This window comes from Nonomuraea sp. NPDC050478, assembly GCF_044458265.1.
In the GTDB taxonomy this organism is placed as follows: Bacteria; Actinomycetota; Actinomycetes; order Streptosporangiales; family Streptosporangiaceae; genus Nonomuraea; species Nonomuraea ferruginea.
Genome location: NZ_JBITHT010000004.1, coordinates 244,384 through 259,853 on the forward strand (window position 1 = coordinate 244,384; position 15,470 = coordinate 259,853).

The window sequence follows — 15,470 nt, forward strand, 5'->3', positions numbered from 1 at the left end:
TCTCCGTGTGCCGAATCAAAGGGGTCGATCAGGACGGCCGGTTGGTTTCCGGGATCTCGATCCTGATCGGCTGCGCTTCGGACAGGAAGAGCAGGGTCGCCTTGCGCAGGAACTCGTCGAAGAGCCAGTACGTCTCCGGCGCCAGCGGGAGGTTGAGCAGACCTTCGCGGATGGCGATGAACGGCCGCCAGGACAGCCGGAGCAGCGAGTCCCAGACGGGCTCCCTCGGGATCTTCAGCCAGCCGGCTATCTGGTCGCCGAGCACGTAGCGGGTGAACGCGCCGAGGATCGGCTTGGACAGGATGGCGCCGTCGACCTCGGCGCCGAGGTTGAGCAGGATGTCGGCCAGCTTGATGCCCTCGGGGGTCGGCGCCAGGATCGGGGTCAGAACCTGCTCCGCCTGGGAGTTGGCCTGCGCCCACGACGCGGGGATGTACTCGTCCCTGATGCCGAGCATGTGCGCGGTGAGCTGCCACGAGTGCAGGAAGGCCGTGGACTCGGAGCTGGGGATCGGCACCCTCCAGTCGAGCATCTTCTGCATGACGGTCGTGCCCAGGCTGTGCCAGGTGACCATCATGTCCGCCTGGCTGATCGGGATCTCCTCGTCGGCGACCGGGGGCCAGTACGGGGACTGCGGCAGCAGGTGCCGCACCGCGGCGTGCACCAGCCGGGTCTTGACGCAGGTCACGATCATCTCGCCGTCGGGATCGAAGGCGTTGCGCGTCATGATGTCGTAACCGAGCTTGGCGGTCTTGGTGATGCGGTCCTTCATGTCCGCGCCGCCCTGCGAGTAGTAGACGGCGCGGGCCTCCCGGGGGATGACCGTGCTCATCATGCCGCTGGCCATGCCGTACAGGACGCCGAGGTAGAGTCCCCGCTTCTCGGTGAACCTGAACGAGGTGGCCAGCTTGCCGTGGTCGGTCCACGGCGGAAGCCGCCGGGCGTCCTCCATGAAGGCCCGCAGGTCCGCCGGGAGCCCGTCGGGCAGCGGCTGGCCGTTCTTGGTCCAGTTGCGTAAGAGCCGGTTGACCAGGGGCACGTCGCCCCGGTCGAGCAGCGAGGCGACCAGCGGGTCCGCTTCCGCGTCCCACACCCATCGCGGGTCGGCGCCGACGCCCGTGCCCGCCACCGAGCCCTTGGGCGACCAGGTCCACGCGTACGCCGGGGTCGTGACGCTCAGCGCGCCGAGCGCGCCGAGCGCGCCGCCCGCCTTCAGCACGTTGCGTCTGCTGGGTTTGTCCATGCCGTCGTTCCTCCTCTTCTCGCCGGGAGCGGGATGACACCCGTTGATACGATGAAACAGAGAACGCGTCTGTGTATCATCATCATGAGAGCACAACGTGATGCCCATCACAAGACCGCGGCCACCGTTGTGGGGGAACGAGTCAGAACCGTGTTCGTGAGGTGATCGTGGAATCCGCCCTGTCCGCGCTAATGCCGCCGTCGGACTCCGAGTCGTTGCTGGAACGTGCCTACATCGACGCGGTGGAGCAGGTGGACGACACCGACCCGACCCGGGCGCGCATCCTCGACGCGGCGTACGAGCAGTTCTGCCGCACAGGCATCCGGCGCTCCACGATGGAGGACGTCGCCCGCCGGGCGAAGGTCTCCCGCGTCACCGTCTACCGGCGGTTCGCCACGAAGGACACGCTGGTCGAGCATGTCGTGCGCCGGGAGTTCCGGCGCTACTTCGACCAGTTCCTGATCGACATCGAGCAGGCACGCACCGCCGCCGACCGGGTCGTCCTGGGCTTCGTCAGCTCGATGCGCGCGATCCGTGGCAACCCGCTGATCGGCGGCCTGATCGAGGCCGAGCCTGAGCTGCTCGTGCCGTCCATGATCAGCGACGGGGGCCGGACCCTCGCCACCGTGCGGCAGTTCGTCGCGGGCCAGCTCCGCCGCGAGCAGCGCGCGGGCCACGTGCCGGACGACCTGGACGCCGACCTGGTGGCCGAGCTCATGGTCCGGGTCTCCGCCTCCTTCCTGTCGACCCCGAGCCACATCGTCGACCTTGACGACGACGAGCAGCTGGCCGCCGTCGCGCGGCAGTTCCTGGTGCCCATGCTGCGCACCTGAGAGGGGCACGGCGCGGTCCGCCGCGCCCCTCCCCCGGTCAGGCGAACGCGGGCATGATCTGGTCGTGGATCAGCCTGAGCTGGGTGTCCACGTCCGCCACCTCGGGCAGCTCCCGCCCCATGAACTGCTTGACCAGCGTCGCGTCGGTGATGGCCAGGATCATGTGGTTGACGCCGGCCGGCTCGATCTCGCGTTTGATCTTGGCCACGCACTCCTCCGGGGTGCCGGCGATGGACAGCCGCTCCCCCACCTCGGGCGTGGTCAGCTCGATCGCCCTGGCCAGGTCGCCGGCGCCGAGCGCGTCGACGATCGGCTTCATGGCGCCCGGTTCGACGCCGTTGCGTTCGAGCTGCTCGGCGGGCATGGAGGAGGCGTAGAGGCCGACCATGCTGCGGGCGGCCTCCTTCGCCACGGCCGAGTCCGGGCCGGTGGCGAAGACGACCCAGGCGCCGATGTCCATCGCGGCGGCGTCCTTGCCCGCCTTCTCGGCCCCGGCCGTGAAGTGCTCCACGAGGTAGTCGTAGGCCTCACGGCTGTAGCTCAGCGCATGGTGCACGCCGTCGGAGTGCTCGCCGGCCGCACGGAAGGAGCGCGGCCCGCGCATCGCGCCGAGCTTGACCGGCACGCGTTCCTGCACCGGGCGGGCGAAGGTGAACAGGCCGTCGTACTTGAAGAACTCGCCGTCGTAGGTGATCGCGCCGTCGTCCAGCAGCGTGCGCACCACGTGCGCCGCCTCCTTCACGCGCGACAGCGGCTTGGTGACCGTCCAGTCGATGCCGTACTGAGCGAGCAGCCCGAAGTTGCCGCTGGACAGCACCACCTCGGCGCGCCCGTCGCTGAGCTCGTCGAGCGTGGCCGCCGCCTGCGCGATCAGGGACGGCTCGCGCAGCACCACCGAGGAGACGCTGGGCCCGAACCGGATGCGGGAGGTCTGCTGCGCGGCGGCGGCGAACAGCAGCCACAGATCCTTGTGCCAGGTCTCGTCGGCCGCGTAGCAGGCATGGAAGCCGAGCTCGTCGGCCAGGCGGATGGACGCCAGCGAGTCGCGCAGCGGGTAGTCGGGCAGCATGACGTAACTGAACTTCATCGTCGGACCTCCTGGGGGATGGCGTCGCCGGAAGGGGCGTCGCCCTTGTCGTACGGTCTGGCGACCAGCAGGTAGACCAGCCCGGCGGCGACCACGACCAGCCCGGACAGAGCCACCAGGTAGTTGTCGTACCAGGGCGCGTCGGGCGTCCTCGGCCAGGTCATGTTGAGGATGGCGAGCACCCCGTAGACCAGCGCGGCCACGTTGACGGCGAGCCCCGCCCGGCCGAGCGTGAACGGGCCGGCCGGGCGCCAGCCGCGCACCCTGGCCCGCAGCGCCGCCAGCACCACCATCTGGAAGCCCAGGTAGATGCCGAGCACCGCGAACGAGATGATCTTGATGAGGGCGTCCTCCGACACGATCGAGCCCAGCACGATCACCGCGGGCACGGCGGCGGCGACCAGCATGGCGTTCGGCGGGATGTGCCTGACCGGGGAGAACTTCCTGAACACGCGGCTGAACGCGATCATGTCGTCCCTGGCGTAGGAGTACAGCAGCCGGCTCGCGGCCGCCTGCAGGCTGAGCGCGCACGACAGGAACGACAGCAGCACCACGCCGAGCACGACCTTCAGGCCCACGGGGCCGAACGCGGCGGTCAGCACGTTCGTCACCGGGTCGGCGTCGGCGCCGGAGATGACGGCGGCGAAGTCGGGCACCGCGAGCAGCAGCGCCAGGCAGACGAACGTCGCGGCGGCGCCGCCCACGTAGATGGTCATGCGCATGGCCTTGGGGATGCGCCGGGTCGGGTCGGGCACCTCCTCGGCCACGTCACCGCACGCCTCGAACCCGTAATACTGAAAAATCCCGATAAGCCCGGCAGCCAGGAACGCCACGAAATATCCGGACTCCGAACCCGCGCCGAACGTGTCGAACAGCACCTCCAGCCCGTGGTGCCGCTGGGTCAGCAGCAGCCACAGCCCCACGGCCAGCGCCCCGACCAGCTCGGCGGCGAACCCGATGATCGCCGCCATCGCCAGAGCCCTGGTCCCGCCCAGGTTGATGACCAGCGCCACGCCCAGGATCACCAGCGCGCAGAGGATCGTGTTCCAGGTGCTGACCTCGATCCCCAGGAGGGCGGACAGGTACGGCCCCGCCCCGTACGCCACGCTCGCGATCGTCACCAGCAGCGCGACCAGGTACACCCAGCCCGTCATCCAGGCCCACCGCCGCCCCCACAGCCGCCTGGCCCAGGGGTAGATGCCGCCGGTCAGCGGGTACTGCGAGACGATCTCGCCGAAGACGAGCGCCACCAGGAACTGCCCGGCGCCCACGATGACCAGGCTCCAGATCATCGGCGGGCCGCCGATGGCCAGCGACGAGGCGAACAGCGTGTAGATGCCGACCACGGGAGACAGGTACGTGAAGCCGAGGGAGAAGTTGGCCCACAGGCTCATGTTCCTGCGGAACTCGGAGGTGTAGCCGAGGCCGGCCAGTTCGGCGTCGTCGCGCGGGGCGTCATTCGTCGAGGTCATGGAGGAGCTCCTCGCCAGAGATCACCTTGTCCGCGAAGTGCCGGTGCATCCACGCCAGGTGGTCGGCCCGGGACCGGACCAGGCGCAACGTGTCCCAGTTGGGGAAGGTCTGCTGGGTCACGTGGTCGGTCATGAGGCCGGGCTCGACCTCGAAGACGTGCTCGAACCGGGTGATCGCGACGTCGGTCACCCGCTGGGCCGGCGGATGCGACATCTCCTCCTGATGGCGATATTTCATGATTGCTCCGCGTACGCCTGGTCGAGCAGGTACTTGCCGGGGTTCATGATGTTGTTCGGGTCGATGGCCCGTTTGATGTCGAGCATCACGTCGAAGCCGCCGCCGAGCTCCTCCGGCATCAGGTCCACCTCGCCCTCGCGGCAGGAGCCGTGGCAGGCGCTGATCGAGCCGCCGTGCGCCAGCGCCACCGCGGCGAGGTCGCGCTTGGCCCGGACCCAGGCGGCCCAGGCGGCGTCGTCGAGCCGCTGCTCCCAGATGCCGATGTCGATCTCGGTGAGGTAGTCGGCGCCGGTCGAGCCGTTGGTGTAGGCGAACATGCCCCAGTCGTCGAACACGTCGCTCTCCCGCCGGAGCCGGTCGGCGATCTCGTGCCAGGCCAGCCTGACCGAGGGCAGGTTCGTGTAGTTGATCGAGGCGTCCTCGCAGTGCCAGCTCATCGGCACGACCTGGCCCGAGCGGGTGCGGCCGTGCAGCGGCGTGGCGTACCTGTCGTGCCTGGCCGCCCAGTCGCCCTCGGAGATCTCGTCGCCGAGGTAGCGGGCGCCGAGATCACGGGCGATGCGCAGCAGCCTCCTGCCGCCGGCCCTGACCTCGTCCTCGTAGCCGTACATCGCGGCGCACACCAGCGCCCGCACCGACGACGGCTGCGGGATGTAGGCCTCGTCGTCGCGCCGCAGGTAGGCGACCTTCCACTCGTCGAACAGCACCGCGCCGGCGAACGTGGCCACGCCCGCCCGCGCCAGCGCGCCGACCGCGCGGTAGGCGCTGTCGTAGTCCTCGAACGCCCAGAACGGCGAGAACTCCGCCTCCGGTTTCGGGAACAGCTTGAGCGTCGCCTCGGAGGCGATGCCGAGCGTGCCCTGGTGCCCCATGAACAGGTGCTTGAGCTGGTAGCCGCTGGAGCTCTTGGTGATCTTCCGCCCGATGCCGTCGCCGACGTGGATGACCTTGCCGGTCGGCAGCACGTGGTCGAAGCTGAGCACCAGGTCGCGGGAGTGGCCGTAGCGGGAGCCGATCAGCGACCAGCCGCTGGTGCCGATCCGGCCGCCGACGAGCGAGCACGGGTAGGACGCCGGGTCGTCCGGATAGATCAGCCCGTGCCGGGCGAGGACCTCGTTCAGCTTCAGCGCGTTGATGCCGGTCCCGACCGTGCAGGTGCGGTTGTCGAGGTCGATCTCCTTGATCTGGTTGATCCGCTTGACGTCCACCACGATGCCGCCGCGCAGCGGCACCGCGCCGTCGGTCAGGCCGGTGCCGCCGTCGCGCGGCACGACCGGGATCCGCAGGCTGTTCGCCAGCCTGAGCACCTCCGCGACCTCCTCGGTGGAGCCCGGCAGCACCACCAGGTCGGGCATCCGCTCCGCCCACCGGTGCACCGGGAACGGCGCCGGCACCCGCGCCCGGTTGAGCCGGTCGGCCTTGCCGGTCAGCACGTGCTCCGGGCCGAGGATCCGCCGGAGCTCGTCCAGCACGGGATCACCGATCAGGACCGTCATGACGCCACCTCCGCCACCGGACCGCCGGGCAGCACGCCGCTCATGGCGCCACCCCCAGCGACTCGGCCAGCAGCTCGTGCAGGTCCACGACGTCGATCGACCGCGCCCGGCCGGCCTCCGACAACGGCCGCTCCGACCACGGGCAGGCGCTGACCAGCGTGTCCACGCCCAGCTCGGCGGCCTTCCCGACCCGCTGCTCGCTGATCTTCGCGGTCAGCTCGGGCTTCTCCACGGGCAGCCCGCCGCCCCCGCCCGAGCAGTACGACCACTGCGTCACCCGGTCCACGTCCTCGAACGTGAGCCCGGGAATGGCCCGCAGGATCTCCCGCGGCTCCCGCCAGACGCCCTTGCGCTTGTTGAGCCGGCACGGGTCGTGGTAGGTCACCGTGCGCTCGACCGGGACGTGCGGCGTCAGCCTGCCCTCCCTGATCAGCTCCGCCAGCAGCTCCACGACCAGCACGATCTCGATGTCGTACGCGTCGCCGAAGTATCTCGGATAGTCCTCGGTGAACGTGATGTAGTCGTGCGGGTCGAGCACCAGCACCCGGCGCACCCCCGCCGCCCGCCAGTCGTCCAGGTTGTGCTGGGCGAACCGGCGCGCCTGCTCCTCGTACCCCATCTCGGCGGCCGGGCCGCCGCAGCACCACTGCTCGTTCATCAGCCCGAACTCGTAGCCGGCCAGATTCAGGATCCGGGCCACCGAGCGCGGCACCGACGTGCGGTAGAAGGCCGCCTCGCAGTCGACGAAGAGGATGGTCTCCCCGCCGATCCTGAGGTCGAGCCCTTCGGCCCAGTCGCGCACCCGCTCCTGGTCGACGGGGGTGCCGTCGAGCACCGGCTCGTGCCGGCGCTCGTCGGTGAGCAGGTTCCAGCGCTGCCAGCCCGGCTGGTGCACGCCCTGCTCGACGGCCAGCCCGCGCACGGCCTTGACCAGGTCGACCGTACGGGTGCGGAAACGGTAGAAGTCGCCGGTGAACAGGGAGTTGGGGCAGCGCAGCTCGCACGCGCCGCATCCGGTGCAGTTGACGTAGTCGGCCGCGACGTCCGCGACCTCGAGCTCGCCTTTCTCCATCGCCACGACGTTGGCGTGGAAGGCGGTGGGACTCCAGGACTCGTTCCGCGTGACCTGCATGACGGGGCAGACCTCGCGGCAGAACTTGTGGCCTGAGGAGAAGCAGTTGTAAGCGCTGTTGCGCCACTCCTCTGCGAACCTCTTCTCGGGGAACCTCTTCTCGGGATCCGGCATCTGGCCTCCCTCGGTGGGTTGCGCTTAAAACTATGAGTTCATATTTCAAAAGGCAATATGCTGGAGCGTGTGAGCCAGCTCCCCAAGGCGGCGGTGTTCGCCCCGGTCGACGACGGGTCCGGCCGGGTGGAGGTCGTGGTGCGCCGGCTGGCCGAGGCGATCGCGCTCGGCCTGATCGCCGACGGCGACCAGCTCCCCGCCGAGCTGGAGCTGGCCGGCGCGCTCAACGTCTCCACCGTGACCCTGCGCGCGGCCCTCGCCGCGCTGCGCGAGCGCGGCCTGGTCGAGACCCGCAGGGGGCGCGGCGGCGGCACGTTCGTGCTCGCGCCCGCCGACCCGTCCACGGCCCGGCTCCGCCGCCGCCTGCGCGAGCTGAGCACGTCGGAGCTGCGCGAGATCGGCGACTACCGCTCCGCGATCGCCGGCACCGCCGCCCGGCTGGCCGCCCTGCGCGCCTCCGCCGACAACGTCACACGCCTGCGCCAGGTGCTCGCCCGCCTCGACGCCGCCGCCTCCGTGGGCGAGCGCCGCCGCGCCGACGGCCGCTTCCACATCGAGGTCGCCGCCGCCGCCCAGTCCGTACGGCTGACGCGCGCCGAGATCGACATCCAGGCCGAGGTGGGCGAGCTGCTCTGGCTCCCGTACGGGGAGGCCGTCGGCCCGCGTGACGTGGTGCGCAGCCACACGCAGGTGATCGACGCCATCGAGGCCCGCGATCCGGACCGGGCCAGGTCCATCACCGAGGAACACATCGACAAGGGGATAGAGCGTCTGATGGAGTTCCATTGGCGGCTCGTCGCATCCGGGTGAGGAGGCAACGATGAGCGTTCGGCACGTCGATCAGGTGACGGACCGGGTCCATACCATCGTCGCGGACATCTTCCGCTCGCTGGATCGCATCCTGGCGGGCGTCGTGGCGTGCTATCGCGCCTCCGGCTCGTTCACCTCCGCCGACCTGGCCGCGGTCCGGCCGGAGATCTTCGCCTGCCTGGGCGGGCGGCGGGAGGTGCTGGCGGGGGCGGGCGTCATCGTCGCGCCGGGCGTGCTGGCCGACCGCCGCCGCTGGCTGGAGTGGTGGCAGGCGCCGCCCGAGCAGGATCCGATCTTCCTCGACGTGGACCTCGACCCGGAGAGCCTCGACTTCTACGACTACACCGCCGCCGAGTGGTTCGCCGTGCCCGAGCGCACCCGCCGCCGTCACATCGTGGGCCCGTACGTCGACTTCGGCGGCACCGACACGTACATGCTGACCTTCACCACGCCCGCCGAGGTGGACGGGCGCTTCCTCGGGGTGGTGGGCGCCGACGTGCGGGCGGCCAGGTTCGAGGCGCTGCTGCTCGGCGTGCTGGCGGCCAGTCCCACGCAGATCACGCTGGTGAACGGCGAGGGCAGGGTGGTGGTGACCAACTCGCCGCGGTTACCCGCGGGCTCCCTGCTCCTGGACCCGGTGCCGGACCGGCATCCGCTGCCCGAGCTGCCGTGGAGCATCGTCACCTCCACCAGGGACCGCGCGGCCAGCCCTCGGTAGGGCCGGGCGGCCGCCACCCTCACGGTGACGGCCGCCCGGACCGCCCTGCCGGTGCCGGACTGGCAGGGCGGCGTCGCTCAGTACTTCGACTTGATGAATCCCTTGATGAAACCTCCTACGAACGCCCCCGCCCGTCCCACCGGGGAAAGGGTTTCGCCGTACTTCGGCACGGCCCCAGCGGCATAGCCCCAGGTGGTGCTGAAGTTGCTCTGATATTCGAGCCCGGTTTCCAGCCCCGATCTCACCCGGGGGTGCCGAATGGCGGCCCGCTGGACGAAGCCTTGCCTGTTCGCCGCCCCGGCCTGGGTCGCGGGCGGCGACTGCCGTGGCCTCACCGATGCGCGCTGCGCCTTCGGCGGCGACTGTCGCTGGGCCGCCCGATGGCTGGTCGGGCGGTTGGCGGGCCGTTGCCGCCGGGTGGTCCTGCTCGGGGACTTGCTCGCGCGCCTGCTCCGCTGCTTGGCCGCGATCTGTCTGCGCTTGGCCGCGATCTGCTGCCTGCGCTTCGCCGCCGCGGCCCTGCGCCTCGCCGCCGCCTCCGCCGCCCGCTTCCTCATGTCGGCGGCCCGCTTCCTGGCGAGCGCGGCCCTTCTCCTGGCCTCGGCCTTCATTCTCCGTGCTCTGGCCGCGGCCTCCGCCTTCTTCTTGGCCAGTGCCGCCTTGCGCTTGGCCGCTTCGGCGGCCGCGCGCCTCTTGGCCGCTGCCGCGAGCGCACGCTTCCTGGCCAGCCAGGCCGCGTACCGCGCGGCCGCCGCCGCGGCCGCCCTTCTGGCGGCGAGCATGGCCGCGATCCGTATCGCCACCGCCGCGGCCGCGAACCAGAACAACTGGCCGTCGGGGTCGCTCATGGTGACCGGGCTGTTGTTGGCGTAGGCGTAGGCGTTGAGCTGCTGCGGTTCCTCCGGGTCGATGATCGGGTCCACGGAGAGGAAGCGGCCGTTCCTGGGGTCGTACTCGCGCGCGCCGAGGTGGACGAGGCCGATGGTCTCGTCCCGGGTGCCGCCGACGAACCCGCGCTGACCCGGCCACCAGGAGGGCGGTGAGCCGCGGTCCTCGCCGAACGGCGTCATCCTCCTGATCGCGAGCTCCCCGGTCCGGGCGTTCACGGCCGCCTGGGCGGTGCCCTGGTGGTCGTCGGCCAGGAAGTACACCTGGTTGTCCGGCGTGCGCACCGCGATGGGCTGGCCGCCGATGGTGTAGTAGCGGGTCTGCTCGACGGCGTCCTTCGCGTAGTCGAAGCGCAGCTCCATGTCGTCGATGTAGAGGATGGCGTCGGTCGGGGTCTTGCGCAGCAGGCGGTCACCGTCCGCGTCGTACACGAACGAGGTGACCTTGCCCGCCTCGGTCACCGACTCCAGGTTGCCCTCGGCGTCCCAGACCAGGGTCTGGTCGGAGTTTCCGACCTTGCGCCTGGTGGTGTTGCCGGCCGCGTCGTAGGTGAACAGGTCCTGCCCGACGGACTGCAGCGCGTGCGGCCGGCTGCCGCCCGCCGCCGGGTAGGTGGAGGTGAGCACGGTGTCGGGCGCGCCGCCCCAGCCGTGCCTGGTCTCCTTGATCCGGTTGCCGGTGACGTCGTAGGCGTAGCTGAACGCGTACGGGGCCACGCCGCCGATCGTGGCGGCCTGCGGGCTTCCGGTGGCGCAGCCGTCCGTGGCCGTCCACGCCGAGGTCAGGCGGCGCAGGTGGTCGTGCTTGAAGCACTGGGTGTCCTGCCCGCCGGCCCGGTCCTCGATCTTGGTGATGTTGCCGGCCGGGTCGTAGCCGTAGCGGAGGTCGAGGTCGGTGGCGGGGGCGCCGGCCCGGTCCAGCCGGATGCCGGTCGTCCTGCGGGTGCCCTCGTCGTGGGTGTAGGTCAGCCAGGTCTTCCCGGCCCCCTCGCCCAGCTCGTACTGCAGGGTCTCGCCCATCTTCGAGTAGCGGGCCGCGCTCACGTACGGCGACAGACCGGCGACCCGGGTCGGCTGGGCGAGCTCGTCGTAGGTGTAGACGACGGACTCGTCCGCCAGCCCGCCGGCGGCGGGGAAGCTGACGGACTGGACCTGGTCGTCGAGCGTGTAGCGGGTGTTGAGCACGTACGAGCCGGCCAGCTTCCCCTCGCGCCCGGGGATGGTGACGGTCTGGCGTAACGTGCGGTAGTCCGCGTCGATCGCGTTGATCTCGGCCTTGTACGCCTGCCCGCCCACGTAGCGGATGGCGGCGTTCAGCTCGCCCTTGGCCAGCGCGTCGTACTTCCACTCGGCCAGCAGCGTGCCGGTGGCCGAGCCCTCGCGCAGCTGCGTCCTGCGGCCCAGCGCGTCGTAGCCGTGCCACAGGGTCCTGCCGCGGGCATCGGTGGTGGTCACCACCTCGTCGGCGTCGTTGTACGTGGTGGTCGTGACGCCCTTGTCCGGGTCCTCCGTCCTGATCTCCCTGCCACGCAGGTCGTAGTGGTGACGCCACACGTTGCCGGCCGCGTCGGTCACCGTGGACAGCCGGCTGGCGGAGTCGTAGGTGTACTTGGTGGACTCGTACGCGCCCGTCGGGGTCGCGCCCTTGTACTCGCGCAGCTCGATGAGCCGGTCCTCGGCGTCCCCGATCCGGGTGGTCGCGGTGCCGCCCGGCGGCGGCGTCAGGTGGACGCGGTCGCCCTCCACCTGGGCGCTCACCCGGAACTTCTCCACGCCCTTCGCCTTGAGGACCTGGGTGTCGAGCTCGCCTGCGCCGTCGTAGAGTGACACGACCTGGTTGGGCACGTCGGCGTCGGCCACCGCGATCAGGCTCGTGGACGGCGTGCCGACGGCGAAGTAGCCGGTGTTGGCCTTGTGCTCCTCGCCCTGCGAGTTGTAGAGGGTGTCGGTGATCGTCCGGCCGTCCCGCAGCGCGGGGTCGCTCGCCTGGTCGTCGCGGGGCGCGGGCTCCTGGGTCTGGCGCTCGCGCAGCAGGCCGTCGTACAGCTCGTGACTGGTGGTGTAGCCGCCGTCGGCGCGCAGCGTCTTGGTGGTCACGACGCTGGGGCCGTCCTTGCGGGTCAGGTAGGTGTACTCGGTGCTCGGCGACTGCCCCGCCGCCTTGCTGCGGTCGGGCTGCCACACCTTGGTCAGCCGGCCCAGCGGGTCGTACTCCAGGTCGACGCGGCGGTTGTTGGCGTCGACCTCGGCGACCGGCTCGCCCCAGGCCGGTTCCAGCTGGGTGCGCTCGGTGTGGCCGAGCGCGTTGGTCTCGGTGGTCTCCGTCACGGGGGCGCCCGAGGCGGGGCTGTAGGCGGTGACGGACCTGGTGCCGACCGGGTCGGTCTCGCTGGTCTCCCGGCCGTAGGCGTCATAGGTGTGCGCGCTGCCGGTGATCGTCCGGCCGTCGGCGGAGACGAGCTCCTGGACGGAGGTCACGTCGCCCTTGGTGGGCGGCTGGCCGTTCGCCTTCCCGTCGTACTGGATGCGCTCGTCCGAGAGCACCTCGCCGGCGGCCAGGGTCGCGACCGGAGTGTCGCAGCCGGCCGAGACCGTCTCGATCCGGCTCGTGTAGTCGAGCATCCAGGAGGTGTCGTTCCTGGCGTAGCTGTACCGGACGCACTCGTCGTCGTCGGCGGCGGCCAGGTCGCCCTTCTCGTGCACCCGCAGGAGCAGGCCCGTCTCGTCGTACGAGCGAGCCTCGCCGGTGCGCCGCCACCGGCCGCCCTGGAGCGCGGTGCGGGTGACCATGGAGGCGGGCTGGATCACGTGCGCGGCCTTGGTGACGCCGTCATGGGTGGACTCCGCGGTCTTGACCGACCAGGGCTCCTCCAGGGTCGCGGTCAGGATCGCGCCGCCGTCGCCGTCGAAGAGGATCTCCTCGCGCTCGAAGCCGGCCAGCTGGTCCAGGTCGTCCAGCTTGCCGCCTTCGGAGTCCTCGACCTGCTCGCTGCGCCGGGAGCCGTCCGACCGCTTGTCGCCGTGCAGGCCGCGGAAGTACCGGTACTCCTTGAGCGTCCGCTCCGTGTCCTGCCCGTCGCCCTCCCTCACGCGTACGCGGCCGTACCCCCGCCAGTCGGACCACGTCCGGTGCGCGGGCTTGACCAGGATGTTCTCGGCGTAGCGCCAGCCTGCGCCGTCCAGGTACTCGTAGCCGGTGACCACGTCGGGCGAGCCCGCGACCCGGTCGACCTCGACCGTCTGGGTGACCAGGTACTTGTGGAACCAGTCGGTGACCTCGGACTCGTCCGGGGGCGCCCAGCGCTGCGGGAAGCAGCGTCTGGCGTTCCGGTCCGCGACCGGCGTGTCACCGGGGGCGCAGTCGGCGGGCGAGTAGTTGATGCGCAGTTCGCCGCCGGACTCGTTGCCGATCGCCTGCACCCGCCACTTGATCAGCGGGGGGCGCCCTTCGAGCGCGTCCACCCGGTTGGGCAGCTGCTTGCCCGCGAACGTGATCGGAGGCAGCGTGAGCAGGCCGCCCACGTGACCGGACTGCTGGATCGAGGCCAGCCACAGCGCGGGGCTCATGCCGTCCCCGGAGGCGGGGAAGGAGTGCGTCAGCTCCCACGAGTCCACCGTGCAGTACTGCGCGCCCGCGCATCTGGCGCTGTCGGTGTTGAGGATCTGGGTGGTGACCTTCGCCAGCCGCTTGCGGGAGAAGAACGTCGGCGCCAGCCGGTCGGTGCACTTCACGTCGGCGTCACAGATCTGGTCGAACGGCACGTCCGGCCAGTGCTTCGCGGTGTCCTTCTTCAGCTCGCCGGGGGCGCACGTGACGGCGCCGGAGGGGATGCAGCGCTCGGCGTTCTCGAACACCACGCGGGCGGCCGGAGCCCTGGTGAACAGCTCGTCCTTCAGGTATCCGTAGTCGATGCGGGCGAGCGGGGCGGCGCGCACGTACCGGGTGCCGAGCTCCGGCTTCATGCTGCGGCCGTAGTGGTTCGTCTCATGCTCGTACCAGTACGTGGTGGCGTTGCCGTGGGTGTCGGCCACGTAGTCGAGGTTCCACCGGTAGGCCTGGTGGCACCAGGCGTTGGCGGGGGTGCTCGAATGGCACGGCTCGCCGCTGTTGTTGCCGAACACCGGTACGGTCTGCACCGACTTCGTCTCGGGGTTGCCGGTGGTCTCGGCCCAGCGGGGGAGGCGGTTCATGCCGAAGGTGTACTGGGTGCCGTCGGGGCTCGTCATCCGCCAGTACTCGCCGTTGTCGTCACCGTTGGTGGCGCCGACGAGCGCTTCGATCCTGGTCCCGTCGTCGCGCTTGGGCCGCCACTGCCCGCTCACAGCGTCCTTGACGAGCTCCATGGCCGTGCCGTCGAGGGACATGGTGGCGTTGTCCTGGTCCCAGCACAGGTCGCCGGTCTTCTTGCCGTCGAGCATGCACGCCTTGTAGCGGCGCTCGATGTAGCCGCCCGGGTTCAGCTCGAAACCCTCACCGGCCCAGGACGCCTGGTTGTTGGTGGAGGCGGTGCGGCCGTCCACGCTCTGCGAGGAGTAGGCCAGCGCCAGGTCCGGCTCGTCGCCGCCCAGGGCGGGCGGGGTGCGCAGCTCGTACCCCCAGGTGAAGTCGCCGGACTGGGCGCCCACGCTCCACGTGGCCGTGGGTGACAGGGACGTGGCGGCGTGGTCGCCGGACGGTCCGGAGGGGGCCGCGGTGAGCGCGTACAGGCCGTCGGTCCCGACCTCGGCGGTGACCGTGCCCTTGGCCGCGTCGTTCTCGCTCTTCACCGGCAGCGACGGGGCGCAGCCGGTGGCGGCGGCGTCGAGCGCGCACTCCTCCAGCTTCACCACGCGCAGGCGGGAGCCGTAGTCGCCGCCGTAGGCGTGCCGGAAGCCTGAGTAGTCGATCTCCAGGCGGGTCGTGGCCGCCGTCTTGACCCCCGCTCCGGGCTTGAGCCGCAGGGCCAGGCCGGGCAGGCCGGTGTCCAGCAGTTCGACGCTCACCGGGGCCTGGGCGGCGGCGGTCTTCGCGGTTCCCGACGCCAGCCTGACGGGGAAGTCCTCCACCTGGACGGCGGCGGAACCGCCCAGCACGGCGCTGCGCGTGCGGGGCCAGCGGACCTCCGGGGGCTTCTGCCACGCCCGCTCGGCGGCGGGGTCGGCCATGGGCGGTCTGACAGGGACGTCAGTGCCCTTGACGGGCGCTTCCCGCTGCACGGCCGGGTCCTGGCGGGGAGCCGCCTGGGCCGGTGTGGCCTGCACCAGCTGCACCACGAGCAAGATCGTGAGAGCGGGGGCCAGCTTGCGGGGCCAGCGGGCTTCGGGCTTGTTCTCTCCCTCGAAGCGGTTCCATGAGCTGTCGGGGATGTCGGGCTGCCGAGGGGCCTGCTGGAGGCCGTTCCATCGGGATTCGGGTAACTCTAACTCGCCTGGAACATCCATGAGCGTCTCTCCAGTGGGG

The 15,470-nt window shown here is 70.8% G+C and carries 10 protein-coding genes; 3 read left to right on the forward strand and 7 right to left on the reverse strand.

Translation table 11 applies throughout. The annotated features are described in order from the left end of the window. Positions 1-28 precede the first annotated feature (28 nt). Positions 29-1,243: an oxygenase MpaB family protein gene (locus ACIBF7_RS21235; RefSeq protein WP_397197904.1), complete on the reverse strand. Its 1,215-nt coding sequence runs from the start codon at positions 1,241-1,243 to the stop codon at positions 29-31. Positions 1,244-1,434: 191 nt separating this feature from the next. Here ACIBF7_RS21235 and ACIBF7_RS21240 point away from each other — a divergent pair, with 191 nt between their 5' ends. Next, a complete protein-coding gene (locus tag ACIBF7_RS21240; RefSeq protein WP_397198261.1) occupies positions 1,435-2,076 on the forward strand; it encodes a TetR/AcrR family transcriptional regulator in 642 nt (213 codons plus the stop codon). A 37-nt stretch (positions 2,077-2,113) separates the two neighbouring features. On the opposite strand, the gene ACIBF7_RS21245 is transcribed toward ACIBF7_RS21240, so the two are convergent. From ACIBF7_RS21245 to ACIBF7_RS21265, 5 genes are read right to left on the reverse strand one after another with little or no spacing between them, the layout of a single operon-like run. Continuing rightward, positions 2,114-3,163 (reverse strand): LLM class flavin-dependent oxidoreductase, encoded by a 1,050-nt coding sequence (locus tag ACIBF7_RS21245; protein ID WP_397197905.1) that lies wholly within the window; start codon positions 3,161-3,163, stop codon positions 2,114-2,116. Continuing rightward, complete coding sequence (locus ACIBF7_RS21250; RefSeq protein WP_397197906.1) at positions 3,160-4,635, reverse strand: APC family permease; 1,476 nt, start codon at positions 4,633-4,635, stop codon at positions 3,160-3,162. The genes ACIBF7_RS21245 and ACIBF7_RS21250 overlap by 4 nt, the downstream gene beginning before the upstream one ends. Then, a complete protein-coding gene (locus ACIBF7_RS21255) occupies positions 4,619-4,873 on the reverse strand; it encodes a hypothetical protein (RefSeq protein WP_148033122.1) in 255 nt (84 codons plus the stop codon). Before ACIBF7_RS21255 ends, ACIBF7_RS21250 begins: the two co-directional genes overlap by 17 nt. Beyond that, positions 4,870-6,369, reverse strand: coding sequence for an FAD-binding oxidoreductase (locus tag ACIBF7_RS21260; RefSeq protein ID WP_397197907.1), 1,500 nt, complete (start codon positions 6,367-6,369; stop codon positions 4,870-4,872). Before ACIBF7_RS21260 ends, ACIBF7_RS21255 begins: the two co-directional genes overlap by 4 nt. Before the next feature lie 40 nt (positions 6,370-6,409). Beyond that, positions 6,410-7,615 carry a (Fe-S)-binding protein gene (locus ACIBF7_RS21265; protein ID WP_397197908.1) on the reverse strand — a complete coding sequence of 402 codons (1,206 nt, stop codon included), beginning with the start codon at positions 7,613-7,615 and terminating at the stop codon, positions 6,410-6,412. A gap of 69 nt (positions 7,616-7,684) precedes the next feature. Between ACIBF7_RS21265 and ACIBF7_RS21270 the strand changes: the two genes are divergently transcribed. After that, complete coding sequence (locus ACIBF7_RS21270) at positions 7,685-8,425, forward strand: FadR/GntR family transcriptional regulator (RefSeq protein WP_261808722.1); 741 nt, start codon at positions 7,685-7,687, stop codon at positions 8,423-8,425. A 10-nt stretch (positions 8,426-8,435) separates the two neighbouring features. Then, complete coding sequence (locus ACIBF7_RS21275; protein ID WP_397197909.1) at positions 8,436-9,143, forward strand: hypothetical protein; 708 nt, start codon at positions 8,436-8,438, stop codon at positions 9,141-9,143. A gap of 77 nt (positions 9,144-9,220) precedes the next feature. On the opposite strand, the gene ACIBF7_RS21280 is transcribed toward ACIBF7_RS21275, so the two are convergent. After that, a complete protein-coding gene (locus ACIBF7_RS21280) occupies positions 9,221-15,451 on the reverse strand; it encodes an RHS repeat domain-containing protein (RefSeq protein ID WP_397197910.1) in 6,231 nt (2,076 codons plus the stop codon). Between the last annotated feature and the right edge of the window lie 19 nt (positions 15,452-15,470).